The organism is Treponema sp., assembly GCF_045641405.1.
Lineage (GTDB): Bacteria > Spirochaetota > Spirochaetia > Treponematales > Treponemataceae > Treponema_D.
Genome location: NZ_JAZUGX010000015.1, coordinates 1 through 26,028, shown reverse-complemented (window position 1 = coordinate 26,028; position 26,028 = coordinate 1). Strand labels below are relative to the sequence as shown.

At 43.2% G+C, this 26,028-nt stretch carries 21 protein-coding genes and 6 tRNA genes; 18 read left to right on the top strand and 9 right to left on the bottom strand.

The features are described 5' to 3' along the window. Positions 1 to 179: 179 nt before the first annotated feature. From ACKI39_RS02535 to ACKI39_RS02510, 6 genes are all read right to left on the bottom strand, one after another. A complete protein-coding gene (locus ACKI39_RS02535; protein ID WP_407397343.1) occupies positions 180 to 1,880 on the bottom strand; it encodes an AMP-binding protein in 1,701 nt (566 codons plus the stop codon). Positions 1,881 to 1,976: 96 nt separating this feature from the next. Continuing rightward, the gene (gene csrA, locus ACKI39_RS02530) at positions 1,977 to 2,192 is read right to left on the bottom strand and encodes a carbon storage regulator CsrA (protein WP_407397341.1); all 216 of its coding nucleotides are present in this window, start codon (positions 2,190 to 2,192) and stop codon (positions 1,977 to 1,979) included. After that, a complete protein-coding gene (locus ACKI39_RS02525; protein ID WP_407397339.1) occupies positions 2,192 to 2,635 on the bottom strand; it encodes a flagellar assembly protein FliW in 444 nt (147 codons plus the stop codon). The genes csrA and ACKI39_RS02525 overlap by 1 nt, the downstream gene beginning before the upstream one ends. 59 nt (positions 2,636 to 2,694) lie before the next feature. Beyond that, a complete protein-coding gene (locus ACKI39_RS02520; protein ID WP_407397337.1) occupies positions 2,695 to 3,939 on the bottom strand; it encodes a flagellar hook-associated protein 3 in 1,245 nt (414 codons plus the stop codon). 48 nt (positions 3,940 to 3,987) lie between these two features. Continuing rightward, complete coding sequence (gene flgK / locus ACKI39_RS02515; protein WP_407397335.1) at positions 3,988 to 5,859, bottom strand: flagellar hook-associated protein FlgK; 1,872 nt, start codon at positions 5,857 to 5,859, stop codon at positions 3,988 to 3,990. A gap of 17 nt (positions 5,860 to 5,876) precedes the next feature. Then, positions 5,877 to 6,320, bottom strand: coding sequence for a hypothetical protein (locus ACKI39_RS02510; protein ID WP_407397333.1), 444 nt, complete (start codon positions 6,318 to 6,320; stop codon positions 5,877 to 5,879). A 238-nt stretch (positions 6,321 to 6,558) separates the two neighbouring features. On the opposite strand from ACKI39_RS02510, the gene ACKI39_RS02505 reads away from it, so the two are divergent. The 9 genes from ACKI39_RS02505 (at position 6,559) to clpX (ending at position 11,536) form a co-directional block, all read left to right on the top strand. After that, a tRNA-His gene (locus ACKI39_RS02505) sits at positions 6,559 to 6,630 on the top strand. Positions 6,631 to 6,672: 42 nt separating this feature from the next. Further along, positions 6,673 to 6,746 (top strand) — tRNA-Arg (locus ACKI39_RS02500). 561 nt (positions 6,747 to 7,307) lie between these two features. Beyond that, positions 7,308 to 7,380: transfer RNA gene (locus ACKI39_RS02495), tRNA-Lys, on the top strand. A 373-nt stretch (positions 7,381 to 7,753) separates the two neighbouring features. Then, positions 7,754 to 7,833: transfer RNA gene (locus ACKI39_RS02490), tRNA-Leu, on the top strand. Positions 7,834 to 7,846: 13 nt separating this feature from the next. Continuing rightward, positions 7,847 to 7,918: transfer RNA gene (locus ACKI39_RS02485), tRNA-Gly, on the top strand. Between the two features lie 48 nt (positions 7,919 to 7,966). Continuing rightward, a tRNA-Gly gene (locus ACKI39_RS02480) sits at positions 7,967 to 8,038 on the top strand. Positions 8,039 to 8,129: 91 nt separating this feature from the next. Beyond that, a complete protein-coding gene (tig, locus tag ACKI39_RS02475; protein ID WP_407397331.1) occupies positions 8,130 to 9,497 on the top strand; it encodes a trigger factor in 1,368 nt (455 codons plus the stop codon). 164 nt (positions 9,498 to 9,661) lie between these two features. After that, positions 9,662 to 10,273, top strand: a complete 612-nt coding sequence (gene clpP / locus ACKI39_RS02470) for an ATP-dependent Clp endopeptidase proteolytic subunit ClpP (RefSeq protein ID WP_407397329.1) — start codon at positions 9,662 to 9,664, stop codon at positions 10,271 to 10,273. After that, the gene (clpX, locus tag ACKI39_RS02465; protein WP_407397327.1) at positions 10,274 to 11,536 is read left to right on the top strand and encodes an ATP-dependent Clp protease ATP-binding subunit ClpX; all 1,263 of its coding nucleotides are present in this window, start codon (positions 10,274 to 10,276) and stop codon (positions 11,534 to 11,536) included. 103 nt (positions 11,537 to 11,639) lie between these two features. Here the strand turns inward: clpX and ACKI39_RS02460 are convergent, their stop codons facing one another. Next, a complete protein-coding gene (locus ACKI39_RS02460) occupies positions 11,640 to 12,773 on the bottom strand; it encodes a glycosyltransferase family 4 protein (protein ID WP_407397325.1) in 1,134 nt (377 codons plus the stop codon). Between the two features lie 244 nt (positions 12,774 to 13,017). Here ACKI39_RS02460 and ACKI39_RS02455 point away from each other — a divergent pair, with 244 nt between their 5' ends. The 7 genes from ACKI39_RS02455 to ACKI39_RS02425 all read left to right on the top strand — a co-directional run bounded on the left by ACKI39_RS02455 (position 13,018) and on the right by ACKI39_RS02425 (position 22,585). Further along, complete coding sequence (locus ACKI39_RS02455; protein ID WP_407397323.1) at positions 13,018 to 14,193, top strand: DEAD/DEAH box helicase; 1,176 nt, start codon at positions 13,018 to 13,020, stop codon at positions 14,191 to 14,193. A gap of 120 nt (positions 14,194 to 14,313) precedes the next feature. Next, entirely contained in the window at positions 14,314 to 17,364 is a 3,051-nt protein-coding gene (locus ACKI39_RS02450) for a chromosome segregation SMC family protein (protein WP_407397321.1), read from the top strand. Between the two features lie 3 nt (positions 17,365 to 17,367). Next, positions 17,368 to 17,745: a hypothetical protein gene (locus ACKI39_RS02445; protein ID WP_407397319.1), complete on the top strand. Its 378-nt coding sequence runs from the start codon at positions 17,368 to 17,370 to the stop codon at positions 17,743 to 17,745. Next, on the top strand, positions 17,742 to 19,367 hold the full coding sequence (locus ACKI39_RS02440; protein ID WP_407397317.1) for a hypothetical protein: 1,626 nt from the start codon (positions 17,742 to 17,744) through the stop codon (positions 19,365 to 19,367). The genes ACKI39_RS02445 and ACKI39_RS02440 overlap by 4 nt, the downstream gene beginning before the upstream one ends. Before the next feature lie 11 nt (positions 19,368 to 19,378). Continuing rightward, positions 19,379 to 20,065, top strand: coding sequence for an SIMPL domain-containing protein (locus tag ACKI39_RS02435; protein WP_407397315.1), 687 nt, complete (start codon positions 19,379 to 19,381; stop codon positions 20,063 to 20,065). Between the two features lie 65 nt (positions 20,066 to 20,130). Continuing rightward, positions 20,131 to 21,465 (top strand): serine--tRNA ligase, encoded by a 1,335-nt coding sequence (gene serS / locus ACKI39_RS02430; RefSeq protein ID WP_407397313.1) that lies wholly within the window; start codon positions 20,131 to 20,133, stop codon positions 21,463 to 21,465. A gap of 31 nt (positions 21,466 to 21,496) precedes the next feature. Beyond that, positions 21,497 to 22,585: an AI-2E family transporter gene (locus ACKI39_RS02425; RefSeq protein ID WP_407397312.1), complete on the top strand. Its 1,089-nt coding sequence runs from the start codon at positions 21,497 to 21,499 to the stop codon at positions 22,583 to 22,585. Between the two features lie 83 nt (positions 22,586 to 22,668). Here the strand turns inward: ACKI39_RS02425 and ACKI39_RS02420 are convergent, their stop codons facing one another. Next, on the bottom strand, positions 22,669 to 23,649 hold the full coding sequence (locus ACKI39_RS02420) for a hypothetical protein (RefSeq protein WP_407397310.1): 981 nt from the start codon (positions 23,647 to 23,649) through the stop codon (positions 22,669 to 22,671). 1 nt (position 23,650) lies between these two features. Then, positions 23,651 to 24,301, bottom strand: a complete 651-nt coding sequence (locus ACKI39_RS02415; RefSeq protein WP_407397308.1) for a hypothetical protein — start codon at positions 24,299 to 24,301, stop codon at positions 23,651 to 23,653. 109 nt (positions 24,302 to 24,410) lie between these two features. Between ACKI39_RS02415 and ACKI39_RS02410 the strand changes: the two genes are divergently transcribed. Further along, a complete protein-coding gene (locus ACKI39_RS02410) occupies positions 24,411 to 25,133 on the top strand; it encodes a late competence development ComFB family protein (protein ID WP_407397306.1) in 723 nt (240 codons plus the stop codon). 38 nt (positions 25,134 to 25,171) lie between these two features. Next, the gene (locus ACKI39_RS02405) at positions 25,172 to 25,870 is read left to right on the top strand and encodes a Bax inhibitor-1/YccA family protein (protein WP_407397304.1); all 699 of its coding nucleotides are present in this window, start codon (positions 25,172 to 25,174) and stop codon (positions 25,868 to 25,870) included. Positions 25,871 to 26,028: the final 158 nt, after the last annotated feature.

Sequence of the window (26,028 nt, the reverse complement as noted above, 5' to 3'; positions counted from 1 at the left end):
ACTTTCTTACGAAGTAAAAAGTTCGTGTGACGGAAGTTTCCAACGGTGCGGGCTTCTATTGGAACAAATGCTTCCGTCAAATGTCTTTTTCCAGCATCCACGAACTTTCTTACGGAGTAAAAAGTTCGTGTGACGGAAGTTTCCAAAGTTGCCGGCTTCTAAAAAAGCAAGTACTTCCGTCAGAAGTCCTGCTTGATGTTCTTCTGTTCAACGCCCTTGTCCTTTTCGCGGATTTCTACGCGACGGATCTTTCCAGAAATTGTCTTTGGAAGTTCCTTTACGAATTCAATGATTCTTGGACATTTATAGAGTGCTGTCTCTGATTTACAGAATGTAAGAAGCTCAACCTCAAGGTCATGGCTAGCTTCAAAGCCTGGTGAAAGAACTATTGTAGCCTTTACAGCCTGTCCACGCTTTTCATCTTCCACGCCAGTAACGGCACATTCCATAACTGCCTTATGTTTCATGAGTACAGATTCAACTTCAAATGGAGAGATTCTGTAGCCAGAAGACTTGATGATGTCGTCCTTGCGGCCAACAAACCAGATGAAACCATCTTCATCCATGTATGCTGTATCACCAGTGTGGTAAACACCGCTGTCGAACGCGTTTGCTGTTAAAGTAATGTCGCGGTAGTAGCCAGCAAAAAGACCGATTGGCTTACCCTTCGAAATGTCGATTGTAAGTTCACCGACTTCACCTGCAGGACATTCCTTTCCGTTTGCATCGATGATGTGAGCATCGTAAAGTGGAGATGGCTTACCCATTGAACCAGGCTTTACTTCACTGTCAAGGAAGTTACCGGCAACGATTACAGTTTCTGTCTGACCGTAACTTTCGTACATCTTGAGTCCAGTCTGCTTGTAGAACTGATTGTAAACTTCAGGATTAAGTGCTTCGCCTGCAGTCGTACAGCGCTGAAGTGTCGAGAAGTCATACTTTCCGTTTGAAAGATCCTGACGGATAAGGTAACGGTAAACTGTTGGAGGAGCACAGAAAGATGTAACATGGTACTTTGAAATCATCTGGAGCATCTTGTCAGGGCGGAATGAGTTCATGTCATAGGTAAATACTGCACAACCGCAGAACCACTGGCCGTAAAGCTTTCCCCATACAGCTTTTCCCCAACCAGTTTCAGCAACTGTAAGATGGAGACCGTTTTCAATTACACCATGCCAGTACTTTGCAGTAATGATGTGTGCAATTGGATATGTAAAGTCGTGCATAACCATTTTTGGATAGCCTGATGTTCCGCTTGTAAAGTAAAGGAGCATAGGGTCCTTTGATGTTGTTCCGTCTTCACCGAATGGACGGAGGAATTCTGCAGGAAGGCCTTCTGCTTCCTTGTGGAAGTTGATCCATCCCTGTTTTTCAGGTCCTACAGTAACGATTTTCTTAACAGATTTTGATTCCTTGAGGGAAGCTTCGATTTCTCCCTGAATCTGAGGATTATCATAGGAAACAATCATCTTAACTTCTGCAGCATTGTTGCGGTAAACAATATCGTTTGCAAGAAGCTGGTCAGTTGCAGGAATTACGATGGCACCGATTCTGTGAAGGGCAATTGTAAAATACCAGAATTCATAGCGGCGGCGAAGGATGAGCATGACAGCATCACCTTTTTTGATTCCCTGCTGATGAAGGAAGAAAGCTGTTCTTTTTGATTCTCTTGAAATATCGGCAAAAGTAAATGTTTTTTCTTCACCATTGTCATCAACCCATACCATCGCACGCTTTTCAGGTTCTTCCTGGGCATAGCGGTCAACTACATCATATGCAAAGTTGAAATCTTCAGGCACCTTGAATTTGCAGTTTGCTTTAAGATCTTCGTAGGATGTAAATTCTCTATTGTCTACGAGATATTCACGGAATAATTCCATTAGTTCCCCCAAATATAGTAAAATTTCTCGGAATGATGGAATTATATTTGATTTCTTTGAAAAATGCTAGACAAAATTTAATTTTTTGTCATTCTGTTATTTGAAAATTTTATTAAGTGCGTCAACACTGATGTTGTTTGCGGCAGTATTTTCAGACTGAATTGCGCTGAATACTTCCTGACGATAGACCTTTACATGGTTAGGAGCTTCAACACCGATTTTGACCTGATCACCTTTTACATCGATGATGGTAAGAACAATATCATCACCGATGCATATTTTCTGGTCAATTTTTCTTGAAAGGATGAGCATTATTTTGCCTCCTTCCTTTTGAGGGCTTCAATGATATTATGCTTTGTAGTCCATCTTGATCCGTCAAGAATAGCCTGCATGCAAAGATGATTTTTTTTATTTATTATGAGAGGTCCCTGGAAATTTGCAGTCACAGGACCACCATCACCAGGAACAGTTACAATCGTCAAGACCATGACATCAGCAGGATCCTTTATTCCAATGCGAAGAAGTTCTGCATCATCTATGTCTGCTTCATAGTCATCTGCAATAAGAAACGGATCAATGAGAAGGAATGCTAGGTTTGAATCCTGCAAGGACTGGAACCAGATCAAAGGTTCATATTCACTGTCAACGAGTGCGAAATCTGTATATTCTTCAAATCCAAAAAGTCCTGAAGGAATGCTGATAAGTCGATCATCACCTACTTCAACCATTCCCATTGTCTTTGTTTTTACCTGCATGATATTGTCCTGTTCCCAATATTTATTTATCTATATGACATTGAATCAATTGAAAAACATCATCTCATATAATTGAGCAACGAGCTGGAATACATTTTTCCTGCATTGCTCATTGTTGCCTGATTGACGAGATCCATCTTCTTAAGGTCCATGATTGCCTTTGTAACATCAATGTCACCTTCACGGCTTACAAGCTGTGTTACATTAACAGCAGTTGTCTGGGAACGCTGAACATTGTTCATTGCCCTTTCGTAGTCGCTGCCACTTTTTGCAAGACGTGTCGTAAGGTTGTTGATGCCACTGTCCAAAGTTCCAAGAACACGGCTGCCGATAGCTTCATGATCTCCCTTGAGCATAGAATCGCGTAGTGCGATTACAGCATCAAAAAGGGATCCTCCAGAAACCTTTACGCTTTCACCAACATTGTATGGAGGGAACTGTGAAGAATCCTTGATCATTCCCATGTCAGATAAAGCTGAACCAGTCTTGTCCTCAAGCCAGATCTGATGGCTGTCTGTCGTTACAAGATTAAGTCCGTTTGTAACAGGATCGATCGAAGCCTTGACTGCAACTCCGCTGTCATTGATCTTAGAAGCGACAGCATAGATGTTGTCCCCACTCTTGATTGCAATTTCAACGCCATCAACAACGATTGTAGAATCTTCAAGAGCCTGCCATGCACTAAGGTCACGCTGTCCCATAAGCTGCTGTGGTTCTGCCCAGAAAGTCTTGTTGCCGCTGTTGTCTACGGTAAGGTATGCGTTCTCATCGACTTCAATTCTGTTTGTTCCAACGTTACCCTGATAGTTAACCTTTTCAATAAGTTCTTCATTTGAGCCAGGAATGTTTCCAAGGACAACGTCGAAGGCAGTTCCCTTCGTGCGTGTTCCTGCAAATAAAGTATTTCCATCTGGACCGACTGCATTTGCATTCTGGATGATTTCCTTAAGAAGCTCGTTTACTTCCACTGCCATATTCTTAAGGTCTTCGTTTGTATTAGTTCCTGTCGCACCATTTACGGCAAGTTCACGAACGCGCTGCATGATCTGAAGGTTCTGATTGATGTAACCTTCGCGAACATTGTACTGGTCTGCAAGAGTCTGTGCATTCTTTTCAAACTGTTCAACACGTCCAAGATATGACTGATAACGGACAAGATGACCTGCGGCAATTGGATCATCACGAAGCTGTCCAATCTTCGACTGATTTCCAAGCTGTCTGTTTGCCATAGCCTGGCGTACTTCCTGCTTTCTGAGCTGGTACTGAGTATCTGTATTATTGAACTGAGAACTGATTCTATGCATTTTGACCTCCAATATTTTCTATCAGGATTTTTCTATACGTCTATGGAATTAAACTCCAAGACGATTTATCAAGGTATCAAGCAATTCATCCTGAACAGTAATGAACTTTGCTGCTACATTATAACCGTGCTGGAACTTGATGATGTCTGCAAGTTCCTCGTCAATATTTACACCACTGATTGAATCACGAAGATCGCGAAGGTCTCCCATGATCTTGTTCTGTGTCGCAAGTTGATTCTGAGCCTGCTCACCCTTTAACCCAACGTTGGTTACTGTATCTGCAAAATAGTCATCAAAAGTCCTCTGTGACCCAATCATGACCTTTGTATTTCTGATTGCTGCCAATTCAACAGCGGCACGACCGTCACTTGCTTCTGCATAGCCCTTTGAGTTTGCAAAACCTGCAGCAACGCTTGCAACATCGTTTTCAATGATTCTGTTGACTGCAACATAAGCTGCAGGATCAAGAATCGGGCTTACAGAGAATTCTGCATTTGCAAGAACATTTACTGCATCAGCCTGGTTGAAGTCAAAAGCATTTTCTGCCCCACTTCCGCTCAAAATTCCAGAATATCCTGTAAGGAACATTCCGCTATCCTCAACATGGCGGATTGCAAAATCAGGATTACTCATCTGGGCTGCAGGAGTTGCCTTAAGCACAAGACGATTGTTGCGGTCAAGGTATGCCTTAACTTCACCGTTGCTGTCATTGATTCTGTTTATTACTTCTTCAACTGTATCTGTTGCATTGTAAGAAACTGTAATGTTTCCTTCTGCTCCATTGATTGTCATTGTTCCTGAAAGTCCGACCTGCTCCTGAGGACGCAAAGTATTTGTACCTGTAATGCGGAAAATGTAGGAACGGTCTTCAACTCCATCGCCATCGCTGTCGTAGTTACCGTGGGCATTTTCAACAAAGTTATGCTGAACAAAGAAGTCTATTCCCGTTGTATTGTTCTTACCGATACCGTTACGGTGAACATCATTAACAAGGTCAGCAAAATTGAGAGTCATTGTGTTCAAAGTCTGCATTTCACTGCGAAGATCCTTGTCGCGAAGTTCTACAAGTGCACCAAGTGTACCACCGTGGAATTCAGCATCAAGCTTTGTATCCGTCCACACAAGTTTTCCATAACCATGGTTGTCAATCTGACCTACTGTTGCAATCTGACGAGCAAGGTCACCCTGAATCAGAACTTGACCGTCAGTATGAACCATGAACTCATCAGGATCTCTTGAAGTAACAGTTACGTTGATGAGTCCTGCAAGTCTTTCAACAAGAAGATCACGGCGGTCGTAAAGATCATTTGGATTGTCTCCCATTCCTTCAACACGAACGATCTCATTGTTGCATGCCGCAATCTGGCGGGAAAGATCATTTACCTGCTTTACTGTTGCTTCTATATCACCGTTAACCTGGTCAGCAATTCCACGCAATCCCTTGTACTGCTGCTGGATTGAGTTTGCAAGAGTCTGACCGCGAACAACTACAGACTGGCGGGCTGCATCGCTTTCAGGATATGTAGAAAGTTCCTGCCATGCAGACCAATATTTATCCATGTTTGTTCTGACTGAAATATCGTTTGGCTCGTTGTAGATGGATTCAATCATTGAATAGTACTTGTCACGAGTTTCCCAATACGTCTCAACATTTGTACCATCGACAATGCGTGATTCAAGGAGTTCGTCACGAATGCGTTCGATGCTTTCAACATCAGTCCCCTGACCGATCTGACCTGGAACCATTGCCCTTTCAAGGTCTGGACGATAGATAGGTTCAAAAGACTTTACCGTAACGCGCTGACGGCTATAGCCTTCTGTGTCTGCATTTGAAATGTTATGACCCGCAGTCTGAATCTGAGTCTCATGGGCCATCAAACTTCTTTTACCGATTTCAATACCTGCAAATGAACTAGCCATATCTGTCTCCTGTCCTATTAAACGCTTCTATTGATGACAATGCTCTGAGCGTAGTTCTTTCTCATCGTTCCGTTTGCGGAATAGATGTCGTTACGCTGCTGAGCAACACAATTGTCCATTACTTCCGAGATGAATGTCTTTGTCGCATTAACATATCTTGCCAAAGCATCGTTTTCTATCTTGCTCTTGGAAAGCTTGCTTTTTACACGGAGAAAAACATCCTTTACCTCAGGTCTGAAATATATGTCATCAGATACCGAGGCGATGCTGTCACGGAAGTTGTCAACCTTGGAAAATTCTCCACCGAGTTCATTGATGTTCATGACATACTGCTCAAGTCCTTCCCAACTACGCTTTACAACACATTCATGGATGCGGTTCTGTTCATTGAGCATGGAATCAAGGATGCGTTCCTGTTCATTAAGTACACTGATAAGTTCCATTTCTTTATCTTCTGCCATGATAGTCTCCAAAATCGACAAAAATAGTTATTCCCTTAGAATTTCGGAAATCCATTAAAAAAGTTTAGGATTATATATAGAAATATCTCGATTTTTTATTGTTATGGATCACCAGCAACTTTACCTTCCCCACAGACGAATACGACATCGTAAGAACATCAAGTTTTTTACCCTTTTTATTGTTTTACTATTGACTAACGCAAAGATTTTATATAAAGTCTGTCTCATAAATTGCATGGTGCCTGTAGTTCAGGGGTAGAGCGCCAGATTGTGGATCTGGTTGTCGTGGGTTCAAATCCCACCAGGCACCCTAAAAACTGATTCGCAAGAGTCAGTTTTTTTTTATCCATATGCGTTTGTAGCTCAACTGGATAGAGCATCGGACTTCGAATCCGCAGGTTGCACGTTCGAGTCGTGTCAGACGCACCTCAAGCCAGGTTCCCGCCTGGCTTTTTTTATATCCTTGAAAAACAATGGGGACAGCCCCCCCCTCCCACTCCCCGAACGAATTACAAGAGGGAGCATCCTCCCCCACAGAAAACAATCGCAAAAGCAACAAAGCTAAAAAAAACATGCGGAGCCAGGTTCTGCCCAAACTGCGTTTTGCGACCCAATTAAACTCTGAGTGCGTAGCACGAAGCTTTATAGATCATCAGGGAGCACCGGAGCAGGATTGGACAGGTTTTGGCGCAAGCATCCCCTACCAGAGAAACAATCACAAAAGCAAAACAACTAAAAAAAAACATGCGGAGCCAAGTTCTGGCCAAACTGCGACTTGCGACCCAATTAAACTCTGAGTGCGAAGCACGAAGCCTTATAGATCATCAGGGAGCACCGGAGCAGGATTGGACAGGTTTTGGCGGAAGCATGTTTTTTTTTACATTTAATTAATTTTTTCTGAGATTTTTTCGATTTTGCTGTTGACATTTTTTTTCAGAAAATATATAGTCTTAAACATCAACGCGACAAGCGCTGGTAAAATAAAACGGGCGATTAGCTCAGCTGGTAGAGCAGCAGACTCTTAATCTGCGGGTCGCAGGTTCGATCCCTGTATCGCTCACGAAACCTCTCAGTTATCTGAGAGGTTTTTTTTATTTCAATAAGGCTATGTCTGTAGCAAGTGTTGCTATATGATATGTGGTGGTTGAGGCCCTCGAAACTACCACATATTTTGTGGATATTGCTTGATTTCGACAGGCGGCATCAAGGAAACTACGTTGCCATGTCCAATAGGCGCAGCAACACTACTTCCGTACATAGCCTTCAATAACACACCCCTAATTTATCCTAACTCTCCTTCCTATACTTTCCTAATACAAAATAAAGAATCTTTTCATTTTTTCCATTTTAATAATTGACAAAAAAATCAATTCCCTATATAGTCTTATCCATTACGGAATCTTGAACACTCGCTGTTCAGTCAGTAATCACCTGCGAGATTGGTGGAATTGGCAGACACGCTAGACTTAGGATCTAGTGCCTAGGCGTGAGAGTTCAAGTCTCTCATCTCGCATAAAATGAATTTTGCGGAAATGGCTCAATGGTAGAGCGCGACCTTGCCAAGGTCGATGTTGCGGGTTCGATTCCCGTTTTCCGCTCTAATTAAAAATATTGCAGTATCTGACAGCAGTTGCTGCGACGCATTTGCGGAAATGGCTCAATGGTAGAGCGCGACCTTGCCAAGGTCGATGTTGCGGGTTCGATTCCCGTTTTCCGCTCGACGACGAAGCGATTTGAGTTTTCAAATCGCTTTTTTTTTTGATACGGCAGGACAGCTGCCAAATAAACATTTTTTTTCAGGAGTTTCCCGTGAAAGTTACAAAGGAAGTTACAAAACTCGACAATTCAGCAGTAAAGCTTACTGCAACAATCGCTAAGGAAGAAGTAGCAGCAGGTTACAGCAAGAACATTGCAAAGTATGCAAAGAACGTTCAGATTCCTGGTTTCCGCAAGGGAAAAGTTCCACCAAAGATCCTCGAACAGAAGTACGGTGACTCGCTCAAGCAGGAAGCCCTCGCAGACCTTATCGACGAATCATTGAATCAGATTTTTGCAGAGGAAGACGCAAAGGACATCCGCCCTCTTCCATACTCACAGCCACGCCTTGAAAACGACAAGATTCCAGAATTCAGCACAGAAAAGGATCTTGTTTTCACAGTTGTATACGACGTATTCCCAACTGTAGAAGTTAAGGACTTCTCAAAGATTGAAGTTAAGGAACCACAGTGCGAAGTTGGAGAAAAGGAACTTAACGAAGAGCTCAAGGCTATCCAGGAACGCAACGCAATGGTAATCGACAAAAAGGATGGAGATCCAGTAGAAAAGGACAACATCGTAACAATCGATTACAGCGAACTTAACGACGACGGTTCAGTTGTAGACGGATCGAAGCGCGAAGGTTTCGTATTCACAGTAGGAACTGGGGAAAACATCTACAAGATTGACGATGAAATCATCGGCATGAAGAAAGGTGACACAAAGGAAATCACAAAGACTTATGCAAAAGATGATGCTGATGCAGACCTCGCTGGAAAGACAAAGAAGATCAGCGTAACAGTAAAGGCAATCAAGGTTCGTGACCTCCCTGCCCTCGACGACGATCTTGCACAGGACGTAAACGAAAAATACAAGACACTCGATGACCTCAAGAAGGACATCACAAAAGGACTTGAAGCTAACCTCAAGAGAAAGATTGAAGAAGTCAAGTCTCAGTCCCTCCTTGAACAGCTTGTTGAAAAGAACCCAATCGTTCTCCCAGCATCTATGGTTGCTGCAGAAAACGAACACCGCTGGGCAATGATGGCACAGCAGTTCCGCACAACTCCAGAACAGCTTGAAAAGATGGTTGCAGCTAGTGGCCAGACAAAGGAAGCAATGCTCGAACAGTGGGCTGGAAACGCAGAAAAGATGCTCAAGGCTCGTCTTGTAGTTGATACACTCCTCCGCGAAAAGAACATCTCTGTAACACCTGAAGAAGTTGAAGCAGAATATGCAAAGCTCGCCGATGAATCTGGAACTTCTGTAGAAGAAATCAAGAAATACTATGATGAGCCACGCGCAAAGGAATACATCATTGATGAAATCAAGGAAAAGAAGCTCTTTGAGGAACTTTACAAGCAGGTAAAGGTTTCTAAGGGTGACAAGGTAGAGTTCGCTGACTTGTTCAAGAACAACTAATATTCCTTAACGGAGTCAATAACCACAGAGACTGCCTTGCCAAATCAGCCTTTGTGGTTAGTTTTTTTTTTTGCACTTAACCTGGATTTATTCAATATTATTTGTCAATTCCGTTTTTTTGCTTATATTATTATCAACAAAATTAAACCAGAAAGGATAGAAAGATGAACGAGTTTATGAATTCACTTGTACCAACAGTAATTGAAAGAAGCGGAAACGGTGAAAGAGCCTATGACCTTTATTCACGTCTTTTGAAAGACAGAATCATCTTTGTCGATGGAGAAATCCGTGACGAGACAGCAGATCTCATCGTTGCACAGATTCTCTACCTTGAAAGCGAAAACCCAGAAAAAGATATCAGCATGTACATCAACAGCCCAGGTGGTTCTGTCACAGCTGGACTTGCCATCTACGACACAATGCAGTATGTAAAATGCGACATTCAGACAATCTGCATGGGTCAGGCTGCAAGCATGGGTGCAATCATCCTCGCAGGCGGAACAAAAGGAAAGCGCTATGCCCTTCCTTCAAGCCGTGTCATGATTCACCAGCCTTGGGGTGGAACCCAGGGACAGGAAAGCGACATTGCAATCCAGGCAAAGGAAATCGGACGCCTTAAAAAATTGAGCATCAAATATCTTTCACAGCAGACAGGAAAGAAAGAAGAAGAAATCGCAGCCGACATGGAACGCGACTTCTATATGCCTGCGGAAGATGCTAAGAACTATGGCATTATCGACCACATCATGAATAGTGCCAAAAAAGGAGTAAAATAAATGGCAAGACTTGGTAGATCCAGCCAGCCAGTATGTGCATTCTGCGGTCATTCGGCAAGCGACAACAGACGCGTTGTTCGTTCACCTGATGATCAGATTTGCATCTGTGAACACTGCATTACAACATGTCAGACAATCCTCAACGACGAGGCCCACAACCTGGCACCAATAGACATGGAGACAATCCCTACCCCTAAGGAGTTCAAGGAATTCCTCGATCAGTATGTAATTGGTCAGGACTACGCCAAGAAGGTCCTTTCGGTGGCCGTTTACAACCACTACAAGCAGCTTTCGATTCCAAAATCAAAGCAGATTGAAGACGGTGTAAAGATCGAAAAGTCAAACATACTTCTTCTTGGTCCTACAGGATCAGGAAAGACTCTCCTTGCACGCACATTGGCACAGAAGCTGAATGTACCATTCGCCATCGCGGACGCAACAACCCTTACGGAAGCAGGTTATGTCGGTGAAGACGTAGAAAACGTTCTCCTCAAGCTCATCAACGCAGCAGACGGTGACATTGCCGCAGCGGAACGCGGAATCATCTTCATAGATGAAATCGACAAGATAGGCCGCAAGAGCGAAAATACTTCGATTACTCGTGACGTATCAGGTGAAGGTGTCCAGCAGGCCCTCCTCAAGATTCTTGAAGGCACAAAGGCTTCTGTTCCACCACAGGGCGGAAGAAAGCATCCTAACCAGGAAATGCTTGAAATCGACACGACAAACATCCTCTTCATCTGTGGAGGAGCTTTCGTAGGCTTGGACAAGATCATCGAGCAGCGTCTTTCTACAGCATCCATCGGTTTCGGGGCTGAAGGAACACACCGCACAAGCGAAGAAAGAATGGAACTTTTGAGCCAGGTTACTTCAGATGATCTTGTTAAGTTCGGACTCATCCCAGAACTCATCGGTCGTCTCCCAATGACCACAGCCCTCAAGGAGCTCAACAAGGATGACCTTAAGAAGATCCTCATAGAACCAAAGAATGCCATCACAAAGCAGTTCCAGGTAAGCTTTGCCATCGACGATGTTGAACTTTCATTTGATGACGAGGCGGTTGACCAGATTGCGGAAGTTGCAATCAAGAGCAAGACTGGTGCCCGTGGACTTAGATCCATCGTTGAGCACATACTTCTTGACCTTATGTATGAGGTTCCAAGCGTAAAGGGAAAGAAAAAACTGGTCATCACAAAGGATATCGTCGAGCAGAAAAACATTCCTGCCGCAGAGACACTCCTGATTGACCAGAAATCAGCCTGAAATCCTATGCAGGCATAAAAAGCAAAGGCTAGACTTTGAGGTGACTATGAAAACCGCACCGCAAACTGTCTAGCCTTTTTTTATTTTCAGAAAGCCTTATGGTCTACCCTTTGTTCATCCTAGAAGAATACACATCCTTTACGATGGTAAAGGTTTCTTCCGCAGTGGTTTCCCATGAAAAACGCTTAGACCATTCAACCCCTGACTCCATAAGCTTTTCCCTAAGCTTTTCATCGGTAACAGCCTGTTCTATGCAAGCCGCCATGTTCCCAATATCATCACTGTCAAAATAAAGAACATTGCTTCCAGCGATTTCTGGCAGTGCCCCAGCTTTTGCGCAGGCAACAGGGATTCCAGTAGCCATGGCTTCAAGAACAGGAAGCCCCACTCCTTCGTTGACAGAAGGGAAAACACACATTTCTGCATTTCTGTACAGTTCAGGAAAGCCTTCCCTAGGGAAAAATCCAGTCATGAAAATTTCCGAGGCAGCGCTCGATTCCAAAGCCGCAGACTGAACTTCCTCGGCATAGGCACCTTCTTCACCTGCAAGCACAAGTCTATGGGGCAAGCCTGTCTTTTCCTTGAACAAAGTGAACGCCTTGATGAGTTCAACATGCTTCTTGTCTTCGCTCTGCATCCTGCTTCCATAAATGATATATGGCTTCTTTATCGCAAAGGGCTTTATGTCAGCAAAGTCAGTTTCCTCAACCTTTGAATCAGGGAAAAACAGACTGTGATCAATGCCATTGTGGACGATTTCTATTCTTGGACACTTGACACCACAACGGATCAGATCTTTCTTGACAAACATGCTGGATGCAATTATGCAGTCCATCGAGGACAAACCTTTAACAATCCGTTTTTTCTCCCAAAAACCGTATTCAGCAAGGACCGCACTAAGAATGGAATTTACGACAGCGATTGAAGCAACCTTTGCCTTTGTAGGAACAAGTCTTGAACCATTTGTATAGAAGACAACATCATAGCCATTCTTCCTGCAGAATTTATCAGCTTTTCTTGAATGCCATTTTCTTTCCGCTGCGGAATTATCCTTTAGAGATATTCCCTCATATTCAAAATCCCTGTTTGAAGAATATGTGTAACGGTCCGCTTCTGGACCAAAAAGTTCAATCTTGGAATCTTCCAGTTCTGGAAAGCAGTTAAGTAGAGAAAGAAGATATGAACCCAAGCCAGATTTTCCATGCTCAAGCCCAAAGGTATCTATACCGATTTTCATAAATCCAATTATACACACATTCCCTTCAAATAGCAATTTTTCAAGAATTGCCACGCAATTCTTGGGGCGAAAGTTACAGAAGTGTCGGCTTCTTATGGAACAAAACTTTCTCTAGGGGTCTGTCCCCAGTGTTCAAGAATTGCCACGCAATTCTTGGGGCGAAAGTTACAGAAGTGTCGGCTTCTTAAGGAACAAAGCTTTCGCCCTCTTACAATTAATGGAAATTAAATCTATAATCTAAGACATGAATTTCTCAGATTTTAACATTGATCCAAAACTTATCGAAAAACTCAATGCCCTTTCAATTACTGAACCTACGGCAGTACAGGCAAAATCAATGCCACTGATTGCTACAAATAAAAACATAATGTTTCAAAGCGAAACGGGAACTGGAAAAACCTTTGCTTACCTTCTTCCCCTTTTAACACGCCTCATGTCAACTGAAAATCCTGGAAAAAACGTAAGGCTCATGATCGTATCACCTACCTACGAACTTGCATCCCAGATCAAAAGACAAGTTCAGTCGGTAAGCGACATAAGATGCTCCCTTCTCATTGGAGGAGCACCAATTGCACGACAGATAGACATGCTCAAGGAAAAACCAGAGATTGTAATAGGTGGACCCGCACGACTCCTCGAACTGATCCACTTGAAAAAGCTCAAGGCAGACGCCATCGAAACCCTTGTTCTAGATGAAGCGGACAGGCTTTTGAGCAAGGAACTGCGCGACGACACTGAAGGATTGCTTGAACGCCTACCTAGAAAAGTCCAGCTAGTTGGAAATTCAGCAACAGTAAGCGACTACACACGCTCAATCCTTCAAAAAGCAAGAGACGGACTCAATGATGGTGAGACCGAAAAGGACAAGATTGAACTTCTGACACTCCCTATGGAAGATGTTCTCCGCAAAAGAATCACCCATTGGGCAATTTTTGCAGAGCGCCGTGACAAGATAGACACACTCAGAAGCTTCATCAATGCAGTAAAACCAGAAAAGCTTCTTGTTTTCACAGGTCGCAACGACCAGATAGAGAACATAACATCAAAACTCAAGTACAAGAATATTGAATGTGCATCATTGAGCAGCAAGACCGACAAAAAAGAAAGAAAGGCTGCCATAGACCGTTTCAGAGTCGGTAAACTTAAAGTTCTAATCACGACCGACCTTACTTCCAGAGGACTTGACATCCCAGGAATCACACATGTCATCCAGATGGATCTTCCAGATAAGGACGATTTTTTCATCCACCGCAGCGGTAGAACTGCAAGAGCAGGAAAGACAGGAATCAACTGCGTCATAGGTGATGCTGTTGAAATGCAGAACTACGCCAAACTTGAAAAGAAACTTAAGCTCAAGGTATATCCCAAAATGCTGTACAAGGGAGAATTGGTTGATCCACAGGAGTTTTCCGAGGACTAAAACAATCTTTTCCACGAGGCATTTTTACAAATTTAACAATTCATTCTATTTTAAAGCTTGCAGAATTGATAAGTTTTCCTATATTTGCTATAATAACTCACTTAAATTAGGGGAAAATTCGTGTTTTTAAAAAGTCTTGAAGTTTTCGGTTTTAAATCATTTGCTGACCGAACACATATAAATTTTGCTGACGGAATCACCGCACTTCTTGGACCAAACGGATGCGGCAAAAGCAACGTCGTCGATGCCATCAAATGGGTACTCGCTGAAAACAAATCAAAGAACCTGCGTGCCGAAAACATGGCTGATGTCATCTTCAACGGTACAGAATCCAGACCAGCCCTTTCAATGGCAGAAGTTACTCTCACCATTGCCAACGACAATGGTCTTCTTCAGATGCAGGAAACAGAAATTGCAATCAAGCGCAGAATCTACCGCAATGGAGAGAATGAATATTTCATCAATGGAGAACAGGTAACAGCAACAAAGGTCCGACAGCTCTTTATGGACACAGGTGTTGGTAAGGCAGCCTACTCCGTGATGGAACAGGGTAAAATCGACCAGATCCTTTCATCAAAACCAGAAGACCGCCGCTATCTCTTTGAGGAAGCAGCTGGAATCAGCCGTTCAAAGGCAGAGGTTCAGGAAGCAGAAAGAGAACTGGAACGAACAAAGGCAAACCTTGCACAGATTGACATCGGTCTTGCCGAAACAAAACGCAGCTACGAAACACTCAAGGCTCAGTCGGACAAGACGGCAAAATACCGCAAGTATAATGAAGACAAGTTCAATTACGAGCTTGACATCCAGCTTTTAAGGCTCAAGAACTTTACCCAGGACAAGACCCATCATCAGCAGGCTTTGGATGAGGCAGACAAGAAACGCCTCGCTGCGGAAAAAGAAATCGAGGAAATCTACAATACACTTCACGAGAACACGGACAAGATCAAGTCTCTTCAGGAACAGATGAACCAGAAGACCACGGAGGCAATCAAGCTTCAGCAGGAAGTTGTCGGAAAGAAAGCACTTGCTCAGCAGTTCCATGTTCAGCAGAGCCAGAGCCGTGAAAAGATCGGACAGATAGAAAACCGCATCAAGAACATCGAGCAGCGCATTGATGAATACAACGAGGACATCGACAGCCAGAACGCTGACCTTCACGATCTCAACAAAAAACTTTCGGACATAAACAAGAACATCGAAGGTTTCGTCACCAACATCCAGCAGTCACAGGGACAGATTGAAGAAAATCAGAAGATCATCGGTACAAACGGTGGAAAGATCCTCAATCTCAACAGCGCCCGTGCCGATCTACAGAAAAAACTTGCAGCAATCACAGAGGATATCGTTACTGAACTTGACGCCAAGCTGAAGGATGCAGGATATTCTGCAGCGGCAAACAAGAAGGCAAAGGAAGAACTCAACACACAGCTTGAAAAGATCAAGATCTTTGCCAACGGACGCGCAAACATTTTCAAGGATTTCGCCTCCCTTCCTTCCCATTCTGAAAAGGATTCAGCAAGAATGGGAACAGATGCCGTAAACGCATTCACAGATCTTACAAAGATGTTTGATGAACTTGCCCTTTGCGTGGAATCATATACAAAGACAACACCTCAGTTCATCGATGACTTCCTTTCACCAGAAGGTATCATCACACAGAAGCGTTCCATCGACAAGGAAATTCAGGACAACCTCAATCAGGTTGAAAACATCCAGGCAGAAAGCGAGGATCTTGCAAAGAAAAATGTCGAGCTTGGAAAACGCATCGATACCTACAGAAAGACACTGGAAGACCTACGCGTAAACCAGGCAGCAATGATTCAGCAGATCAAGAACTGTGAACAGCAGATTTCTCAGCTTAAACGCGCCCTTGCACAGGAAGAAGTTTCCCGCAAAGAACAGGAAAACGAACTTTACGAGGAGAACAAGCGCCGTGACGAGGTAGAAGAACAGCTCCAGGAAATCGAGGAACAGATTGCAGACATCGAGAAGCAGGGTTCAAGAATCATGGACGAAGTTGATGCAATCAAGAAACAGATCGACGACTGCAACAGCAAGGTATCAGGAAAACAGAACACCCTCAAGAAAAAGCAGGAAGAGCGAGACAAGTATCAGGCACAGTTCGAAAAGCTCAATGTATCTATCGCACAGAACGACACCGAAATCCAGAACGTCAAGCAGAACTTCCAGGACAACTATTCCCGCGACCTTATGGAATTTGAGGAGCGCATGTACAAGATCACGACACCTGTCCAGGTAATCCGTGAAAAACTTGCAGAGACAAAACAGAAGATCCAGGAGCTTGGTCAGGTCAACCTTATGGCTGTCGAACAGTTTGCGGAAGAAAAAGAACGCTACGAGCGTCAGCAGGCAAGCTACAACGACACAAAGAAGACCCTTGAAAACCTTGTCCGTGTCAGTGAAGAAATCAAGACAAAATCTTCTGAAATGTTCCTTGATACATACAACAAGATCAGAAAGAATTTCCACAACATGTTCCGCCGCCTCATGAACGGAGGAAAGGCTGAGCTCAAGCTTGTAGATCCTACAAATGTACTTACATCAGGTATCGATATCTACGCACAGCCGCCTGGAAAGAAGCTTTCCCACATCTCTCTGCTTTCAGGTGGTGAAAAGACAATGACTGCGGTCGCACTGCTCTTTGCGACATATCAGGTTCGCCCTTCTCCATTCTGTCTCCTTGACGAGATTGATGCAGCCCTTGATGACAAGAACGTTTCCTCATTTGTAAGCACTTTGCGTGCTTTTGGAAACATAAGCCAGTATATTGTAATCACGCATAACAGAAAGACAGTTATGGGTGCTTCCACATTGCTCGGTGTTACGATGGAAGAATCGGGAATCACAAAGATTCTTCAGGTTCGTCTTGACGAAGATACCCTCAACGGAAACATCACCTTTGACAGTCAGGAAGATTTCGTGGAAGAAGACGTTCCTCCAGAGGAAGGCATCGTAATTCCACCTCGTCCTCCACGTCGTGAGCATAATCCAGACGGATCCCTGAAGATCGTCCAGAAACAGGAAGAACCAGAAGAACCAAAGGAAGACTCGAAGTCTGAACCAGTGACTGAAGCTCCAGCAGAAAACAAGGAACCTGAAGTCACCGCAGAGGCACAGGAATCAGAGGTCAAGGGAGACCAGCAGTAAAAAATGCAGGCTTTGGACAACATAAAGGAAAGAGTACAGAATTTTCTTCAAGAGAACACTAAACTTACAGTTGCAGTGAGCGCCATACTCGTTTCCTTTGCTGTCCTTGCATTCATTGTCGGTGCAATTTCCGAGCCTAAAAAAAAGAAACCTGAAAAGAATTTTTTCCCAGACTCTATTCCGTATTCCGCTGTGGAAGAATTCTTTGAACCCCAAAAAGAGAACCTTACGGAAGACTACTATTTTACAAGGGAACAGAAATCCCAGTGGTCCGATGAAGAATTCGATAGATGGTTTACAGTGCCAGACAACAGCACTGTCGAGGAACTAGGAAAAGCAAACGAAAAAGTTGCTGACGAAATACTGGGAGCCGCTCCATGAAAAAAAGTCATGATTCAAAAATATTAAAGCTGACATCAGCAATAGCATTGTCACTCTTCTTGTTCTCCTGCGGTTCGACATCAAAGGCGGAAGGAATTCCACCTGTAGAAGAAACCGTTGAAGAGACTTCTGGACAGGAAGAATCTGAAAATCTTCAGGAAATGGAAGAAGAACAGGAAACGGCAGAAACCGTAGAGGAACCAGTCTACGAGCCTGTCTATGAACCTGTTGAGGATATACCTGGATTTTACGAAAGCGATCCTAAGCCCGTATTCCTTGAACCTATGGGCGAAACATCAAAAACTGAACCTGAGCTGACCGACAAAGAACAAGAAAAAACAGAATCTCAGGACACAGAAGATACAGAAATCGGCATTACAGATGGAACCGAAGGAAATCCTAAAGCCGCAGAGGATATTTCCATACCAGAAACGAAGAAAGAAACAAACGGTGATACTCTAGTTGCCGCAGCTGATGGCAATATGGAAGCCGAGAAAGTGGTCTCAGTACCTGTACAGATTCCATCTGATAACACACAGGAAGAAGAAGACTCTGTTGAAGTTGCAGGCATTTCGGCAGTAGAAGAAGTTGAATCATCGGAACTGCTTTCCATGACAAATGAACAGGAAGAGGAAAAGGAAAAGCCTGTTGAGGACAAGATCGTCATTGTACCTTCCCGCTCCGTAGAAATGAAGAACAGCCAGTATCTCGACATCGTATACCCTGGAACAGGATGGATCTATCTTGGTGAAGAAGACGGAAAAACTTCCATGAGATACTTTGGCCGCAAGATCGGTGAAAGAAATACGGTATTCAGTCTTCGCTCAAGGGAAGAAGGAAATACAATCCTCCACTTCTATAAGAACGACCAGTTGACAGGAAAATTCATAGACGACTATCTTCAGGTTGAAATCAAGGGTACGAACAAATCTCCAGAGCACGCTGTCGCTCCAGCCTATGCAGAGATGGTTCCACCTAAGCCTGAGAAAAAAATCCTTACACAACCTAAAGTAAATGCACAGGAAGAACAGGATGAAATTCCTGCCGCTCAGGTTTCAAAAGCACAGGCTCCTTCACCTACAGCTACTCCAAAGAAGATCTCAAATACACCAGCACCAAAGGCAGCCTCACAAAAATCTGAACCAAAGAAAACAACCGTTCCTTTGACGGCAGATCCTTCGGAAGACAATGGATCCAAGACTGTGATCCAGAAAACAATGTCAGATGCTGAACGCAAGTCAGCACCTAAGTCAGAGAATTCAGTCTCAGAACCAGAAGCACAGGAAAAGACAGTTCCAACAGTTTCTAAATCGTCAATTCAGAATACAGAAAACATGGCTGCAGATGAAATCCTTGAGAAAGCAAAGGAAAGCTTCAAGAACAAGAAATATGAAGATACACTCGCCTACCTTGATGACTTCTTTGCAAAGGCAACCACCAAAATTGATGAAGGACTTATCCTCCAGGGACAGACTTTTGAGACAAATTCCTCAGTAAGAAACATCAAGAGCGCATTGGATACCTATGAGACCATTGTCCGCCGCTACCCACAGAGCATACATTGGGCAAAGGCAAATGAAAGGATCACTTATCTCAGAAAATTTTATTTTAACATCAGATAAAGGATAGACCTATGAAAAAAATATTGTTGATAGCAATTGCAGTCCTCTCACTTTCTTCCTGCATGATAAAGACAGAAAAAAAAGCAAGGAACATCACAGTAACAGGAACTGGATCCATTGCAGTAGAAAACAAGGAAGCAACTCTTGCGCTCTCTGTGATTACCCGCAACGAAGATGTCATCAAAGCTTCGGAAGAAAATGCAGAAAAAATGACTGCGGTCATGAAAGCGATAACAGAAGCAGGCGTCAGCTCCGACTCAATGAATACTTCAGACTATTCCATCAGACAGGAAGAAGTAGACAGGCAGTTTTCAAAGAAAGCTTCCATACAGTATGTCGTTTCAAACAGGCTTCACATCAACATAAAGGATATTGCAAGAACAGGAGTGATCATTGATGCAGCCATAAAGGCAGGAGCAAACCAGATGGACTCATTAAGCTACACTACTGGAGACACTAAAGAAGCCGAAAAGCAGGCAAGAATCCTTGCTATCCGTGATGCAGACCAGAAGGCAAACATTCTTGTTGCGACAAGCGGTCTTACCCTTGGACAGGTGGTAAACATTGCTGAACGCGAAGACGGTTATTACCCAGTCAGACCCACGGCATTGCTCAAGGGAAACGGTTTTAACACTCCAATTTCCGCAGGAACGACTTTAGTTCAAGTTGCCATCGATGTGACATACGAGCTCCAATAGCCAAGAAAAACCATAATTGCAAATAAACACAAATTTATATATATTATCACCCACGAGGATTTATTATGTTAGACTACAGATTTATTAAAGAAAACCTTGAAGCAGTAAAGAAGAACATCATCGACCGCAACATGGATCCTGCAAAGGCAGACGCTGACCTTGTTGTAAAGCTCTTTGACGAACGCACAGCTCTTACAACATCACTCCAGGAACTCCAGAAGAAGCGTAATGAAAACGCAGCTTCAATGAAGCAGAAGCTTGACCCAGAAACACGCCAGAAATATATCGACGAAGGAAAAGCCCTCAAGGAACAGATTGCAGCAGAAGAAGCAAAGCTCAATGAAGTAGAAGCTGCCCTTGACGATGCAGGTCGCCAGATTCCTAACATGGCACACCCAGAGACACCTATCGGAAAACTCGATACAGAAAACCTTGAAGTAAAGAAAGTCGGAACAATCCGCAAATTTGATTTCAAGGCAAAGAGCCATGTAGAAATCATGGAAGCATTGGACCTCATCGACTTTGAACGTGCAACAAAGGTTTCGGGACCAAAGTTCTACTACCTCAAGAACGAAGCTGTATTCCTTGAACAGGCACTCATCATGTACGCAATGAACATCCTCCGCAAGCACGGATTCACTACTTTCATCACACCTGATGTTGCAAAGGAAGAAGTCCTCAAGGGAATCGGATTCAACCCACGCGGAAACGAATCAAACGTTTACGCAATTGAAGAAGAAGGTACATGTCTCGTAGCAACAGCAGAAATCACCCTTGGTGGATACCACTCAGGTGAAATCCTCGACAAGTCTAAGCTCCCATTGATGTACTGCGGTCTTTCACACTGTTTCCGCCGCGAAGCAGGTGCCGCAGGACAGTTCTCAAAGGGACTTTACCGCGTTCACCAGTTTGATAAAGTTGAAATGTTCGTTTACTCAACACCAGAACAGTCGGATGAGCTTCACGAAAAGCTCCGCCAGATTGAAGAAGAAATCTTTACAGCCCTTGGAATTCCATCCCATGTAGTTGATACATGTACAGGTGACCTTGGTGCTCCAGCATACCGCAAGTGGGACCTTGAAGCATGGATGCCTGGACGTGCAGACGAAGCACATCCAGATGGAGACTACGGTGAAGTTACATCAACTTCTAACTGTACTGACTTCCAGGCACGCCGCCTTAACGTCAAATACCGCGATGACGACGGAAAGAACAAATATGTACACATGCTCAACGGTACAGCCATCGCAGTAGGACGCGCTATGCTTGCACTTATCGAAAACTATCAGAATGAAGACGGTTCGGTAACTATCCCTGAAGTGCTCGTTCCATTCTGTGGATTTGATAAGATTGGACCAAAGGCAAACGTTGTTTCCCCTGTAATCATTTCTAAGAAATAATTACATCCTTCAACAACTCAGGAGAGCCCTTATGGATAACGGCAAGAACTATACAAAAGGAATTTTCTACATCTTTTGCTTTGTTGCTTTCATAATGGCTCTCGCTGTTTTAAAGGTTACGGCAACCTTCATACTTCCACTTACGATTTCCATCCTGTTTTCCTTTATTTTCTACCCTTTTGTAAAAAGGCTGACAAAGTTCCGCATTCCATGGATTCTGTCGGTACTCATAGTAATTGGTGTAACAGGATTCCTTTTTTCAATTATCGCAAACATCCTTGTCACAAGCTGCAAATCAATTGTCGCCGCCTACCCAAGATACGAAGCTAGATTTACTACAGTCTATTCGACCATAGCCGAAACCTTCAATCTTCCATTTGATGAAAATTCCTCACTCTTTGCAAACCTTTGGAATTCACTTGGTGTGCGTACCTTCGTCCAGAATTCAGCAATAAGCTTGAGCAACTTCCTTCTTTCTGGTGCAAAGGTCATATTCCTTGTTTCACTTTTCATTCTTTTCTTCATGATGGAAATGAGGGAGATGAAGACAAAAATCAAGACAGCTTTTCCTGAGGAGAAACTGAACCGCAAGATCATCTACATTACGATAAAAACAATTTCAGATGTCACAAGGTTCATATCGATTAAATTCTATATTTCCTTGCTGACAGGATTCCTTGTGGGAATAGTCTGTTTTTCCGTTGGTCTTGACTTTCCAATCGTCTGGGGATTCCTTGCTTTCGTACTCAACTTCATTCCTAACTTCGGCTCTGCAATTTCATTTGTCATGACAACAGCCTTTTCCATCATTCAGTTCTATCCGGTTGGATACAAGATTGCGATTGTAGGTCTTTCAATCCTTATCATCAATTCAGTTCTTGGCAGCATCCTTGAACCTAAGTGGGAAGGAAACGATCTTGGAATTTCACCATTCCTCATTCTTGTAAGCTTGACGCTTTGGGGCTATGTATGGGGATTTGCGGGAATGATTCTTTCAGTCCCAATATTGGTCATCATCAAAATCATCTGCGAGAACATCGACATGCTTAAACCAGTCGCCGCTCTGATCGGCAATACAAAGAGATCCAAATCCGACAAAAAAGAAAAGGACCAGAACTGATTCTGATCCTTAAAAATCATTCAATGACTTGAAATGATTTTTCGCAGACGCAAGCATCGCGATGAGCTTTTCTTTGTGACAAATCAGTCGGCTCCGTACTTTTTTCCTGTGATTCGTTCATAAAGGAACCTGTAGTCTTCTTCCTTAAGGTGCTCATACTTAAGGGAAATGCATTTTAGGTCTGGAGAATTATCATTCCTGTAAATACATTCAACGGAACATTCTATTGAAACATTTCTTTTAAGAAGCCTGTTCTTTGCAAGAACAAAAAGCAGATTAAGGTTATAGTCCGTTCCTTCCGCCAGATTTTCGGTTCCCTTACCACCTGCAAGAACAACCCTTTTGTCATCAACAAAAATCATGTTGAAAGGCATTGCCCTTCCTTCCACCGATTCAGTCTGCAGAACATTCTTTTCAGTCAGATAGCGTGCAACGGCTAGAAGATGAAGTCCATTTCCGATTGGAGCCCCTTCCCCAGATTTTGCATCCGCAACAAATTTTTCAAGGAGGGATTTTGCCTCATGCTGATTTGCTTCAGGAATGTCCGCCCATTTTGGAGAAACGAAAATCTCATAATCATCAAGCGGAATGCAGTCTATGTTAACAGTAGATTTTCCAGTCGTAAAAGAAACGGTTCCCGTAAAGTCATATTCATTCTTGGCAACAGGATCGGGAATTCTTTTTATGGAAGACGGAACAACAATGGCAAGTCCCTGGGAAAATTCCTTCATCTCCGTAATGAAATAGAGACCAAGATGGTTGAAATAGAACTGAACGCGGACCTGTTTTCCAAGGAAAGGCTGAACTGTGCGCGCTGGATTTTTCAACAGAATTATGCCCTGCTTAAGGACATCTATCTGGCTTGAAGGAATGGCGACTGGGAAAACAGCACTGGCTGGAACCCTACGTTCTTTCTGTGGAACATCTGTCTTGGAATCTACAAGAGAAGCATCCATCTGTTCTGGTTTTTCTTCCAAGGTCACAGTAAGAGGAACATTATCATCCCTCAGGTACTGCAAAACAAGCTCTCTTTCAATGCGCGTAAGTTCTTTTTCTTCCTGCATATTATTCTCCTGCCTGGCTTACAAGGTCGATAGAAATGATCTTGTATCCTGAATCAGAATTCCTTATGAATATAATGGCATCAGCATGGGCTCTGTCATAATTTTTTTTCTCATTGCTTTCTTCAGCAAAGAACAACCTTACAGGACACTGATAATATCCGTCGCCGCTGAAAGGTTCCCCTATTGCATGCCAGGAAAGTTTCATATCCCCAAAAAGCCTCTGAAAATCATACTTGAACATTACAAGTGTATAGATGGTTGAGGGCTCAAAGAAATTTTCGACTCCTTCACCTTTTTCAAACGCAGAGAGAAAACCGTCAACGAAGGAAAAGCCTGATTCTGGAAATCTTGAAGTATCAAGGCTGAAGGCACCAGATATACCTGGATAAACCCTTTCGTCCTTCTGGAATGCCTCGGAAACTGGAAAAAGTTCTGGAGAAGGAGAAAGTCTGTTTGAAATTCCCTTTACATTTGAAAGATCTTCGGAAAGAATTCTTGCCTCGATGGAATCAGTCCATTTCGTGGAAGAATCAATCATGGAAGCTGTTGATTTCAGCGTGGAAGCATCAGAATTGCCACCGTTCTCATGAGAAACGCAAGAAGCCAAGAGAATAGAGCAAATGAAAGATACCGACACTACCTTCAAATCCATGGAAATATTCTACAATAAATTTCATCATATTTAAAGAAATAAAAATTCAGTTGTTAAACCCTATAAAGAATATTATAATTCTATTGATTATTTATTTTACGGAGTTACTATGGCAGCAAAAATGAACATTCACAACATTATGGAAGAATTTGTTACAGATCGCGTAAATTCACTTTATGACGACGTAAAAAAACAGAATTCTGTATGGTTGACATGTGACTGCGAAAATTGCCGTCTTGATACAATATGCTATGTCCTCAACAGAGTTACACCTCGATATGTTGTTGGAGGACGCGGGGTCACACACAACACCAACCTTCTTAAAGAAAACAAGCAGATTGAAATTGACATCGAGAAGCTTTGTGTAGAGGGAATGCGCCTTGTAAACACAGCAAAGCGTCCTTACCACCAGAACGGAACAAAAAGATCAGGTGTGACCATTGAAATCAGCACAGCGGAATTCAACTTTCCAACCTTCATGGGAAATGTCTTTGACGGAACAACATTTGAACCCTTGGCTGGAGCAAGCGTAAAGCTTACATTGGACGGCGAAACGGTGGAAATGATCGATCCAACATGGCAGAATCCATGCAACACATACGAAGCAACGAAAGGAAGCTATTCATTCTGGATGGCACCACACGAGGCTGTGTCAGAGGGCATGAACAAGAAATTCAATTTCACAGTTGAAGTTACCTGCCCAGGTTATGTTCCAGTGAACTACAGCTTTACAGTTCCACTTACAAGTGAAAAAATTGATTCCGTGGAGCTTAATTCAACCTACAGCGTAAAAATTCAGGATATTTTCCTTTTCAAGGAAGATGAAGAATAAAAACCGTCCCTATGGGATTTAAATTTTGGAGACTAAACATGAATACTAATTCAGCAATCAACTACAGACCAGCAGCGGAAGAAAAACAGAGGTTCATCACAAGAACATACATGTGGATGGGACTTGCACTTCTTATCAGTGCCGTTGCAGCTTTCTACACATCTACTTCTGAACAGCTCCTTACAATGCTCTTTTCAAACAAGGCGTTTGGATTCAAGGTTGTTGCCATCGTGGAACTCGCACTTGTTTTCATTCTTTCCATGACACTCAGAAGCATTTCTGTTTTCGGAGCTGCAGTGATGTTCATTGCTTATTCCCTCATCAACGGAATTACCCTGTCGTCGATTTTCCTTGTATTTGACATTGGTTCCATTGCATTCTGCTTCGGTGGAGCAGCCGCTATGTTCATCGTAATGAGCATTTATGGTAAGGTTACAAAGCAGGATCTTTCAAAGGCAGGTCACTATCTTTTGATGGCAGTCCTGGGCCTCATCGTAGTTTCCCTCATCAACTGGCTTCTTAAGTCACCAATGCTGGACAGGCTCATTTCAATGGTGACGGTAGTCGTATTTACAGGACTTACAGCCTATGATACCCAAAAGATCCTTCGAACAGCACAGCGGGCAAACGATTCCGATGCATACAAGAAGCTTGCGATCGTTGGAGCTCTTGAGCTTTACCTCGACTTCATCAACATTTTCCTTTCCCTCCTCCGTCTTTTTGGAAAGAGAAAATAGGCGAAAGTTTTTGTTTTACGCTATGTCCGTAGAAAGTGTTGCTGCGCCGATTGGACATGGCAACGTAGTTTCCTTGATGCCGCCTGTCGAAATCAAGCAATATCCACAAAATATGTGGTAGTTTCGAGAGCCTCAACCACCACATATCCTATAGCAAT

Bases quoted from the DNA above. Each gene is read 5' to 3' on its own strand.
- ACKI39_RS02535 (WP_407397343.1), bottom strand. From the start codon at position 1,880: ATGGAATTATTCCGTGAATATCTCGTAGACAATAGAGAATTTACATCC.
- csrA (WP_407397341.1), bottom strand. From the start codon at position 2,192: ATGCTCATCCTTTCAAGAAAAATTGACCAGAAAATATGCATCGGTGAT.
- ACKI39_RS02525 (WP_407397339.1), bottom strand. From the start codon at position 2,635: ATGCAGGTAAAAACAAAGACAATGGGAATGGTTGAAGTAGGTGATGAT.
- ACKI39_RS02520 (WP_407397337.1), bottom strand. From the start codon at position 3,939: ATGCATAGAATCAGTTCTCAGTTCAATAATACAGATACTCAGTACCAG.
- flgK (WP_407397335.1), bottom strand. From the start codon at position 5,859: ATGGCTAGTTCATTTGCAGGTATTGAAATCGGTAAAAGAAGTTTGATG.
- ACKI39_RS02510 (WP_407397333.1), bottom strand. From the start codon at position 6,320: ATGGCAGAAGATAAAGAAATGGAACTTATCAGTGTACTTAATGAACAG.
- clpP (WP_407397329.1), top strand. From the start codon at position 9,662: ATGAACGAGTTTATGAATTCACTTGTACCAACAGTAATTGAAAGAAGC.
- clpX (WP_407397327.1), top strand. From the start codon at position 10,274: ATGGCAAGACTTGGTAGATCCAGCCAGCCAGTATGTGCATTCTGCGGT.
- ACKI39_RS02460 (WP_407397325.1), bottom strand. From the start codon at position 12,773: ATGAAAATCGGTATAGATACCTTTGGGCTTGAGCATGGAAAATCTGGC.
- ACKI39_RS02455 (WP_407397323.1), top strand. From the start codon at position 13,018: ATGAATTTCTCAGATTTTAACATTGATCCAAAACTTATCGAAAAACTC.
- ACKI39_RS02445 (WP_407397319.1), top strand. From the start codon at position 17,368: ATGCAGGCTTTGGACAACATAAAGGAAAGAGTACAGAATTTTCTTCAA.
- ACKI39_RS02440 (WP_407397317.1), top strand. From the start codon at position 17,742: ATGAAAAAAAGTCATGATTCAAAAATATTAAAGCTGACATCAGCAATA.
- ACKI39_RS02435 (WP_407397315.1), top strand. From the start codon at position 19,379: ATGAAAAAAATATTGTTGATAGCAATTGCAGTCCTCTCACTTTCTTCC.
- serS (WP_407397313.1), top strand. From the start codon at position 20,131: ATGTTAGACTACAGATTTATTAAAGAAAACCTTGAAGCAGTAAAGAAG.
- ACKI39_RS02425 (WP_407397312.1), top strand. From the start codon at position 21,497: ATGGATAACGGCAAGAACTATACAAAAGGAATTTTCTACATCTTTTGC.
- ACKI39_RS02420 (WP_407397310.1), bottom strand. From the start codon at position 23,649: ATGCAGGAAGAAAAAGAACTTACGCGCATTGAAAGAGAGCTTGTTTTG.
- ACKI39_RS02415 (WP_407397308.1), bottom strand. From the start codon at position 24,301: ATGGATTTGAAGGTAGTGTCGGTATCTTTCATTTGCTCTATTCTCTTG.
- ACKI39_RS02410 (WP_407397306.1), top strand. From the start codon at position 24,411: ATGGCAGCAAAAATGAACATTCACAACATTATGGAAGAATTTGTTACA.
- ACKI39_RS02405 (WP_407397304.1), top strand. From the start codon at position 25,172: ATGAATACTAATTCAGCAATCAACTACAGACCAGCAGCGGAAGAAAAA.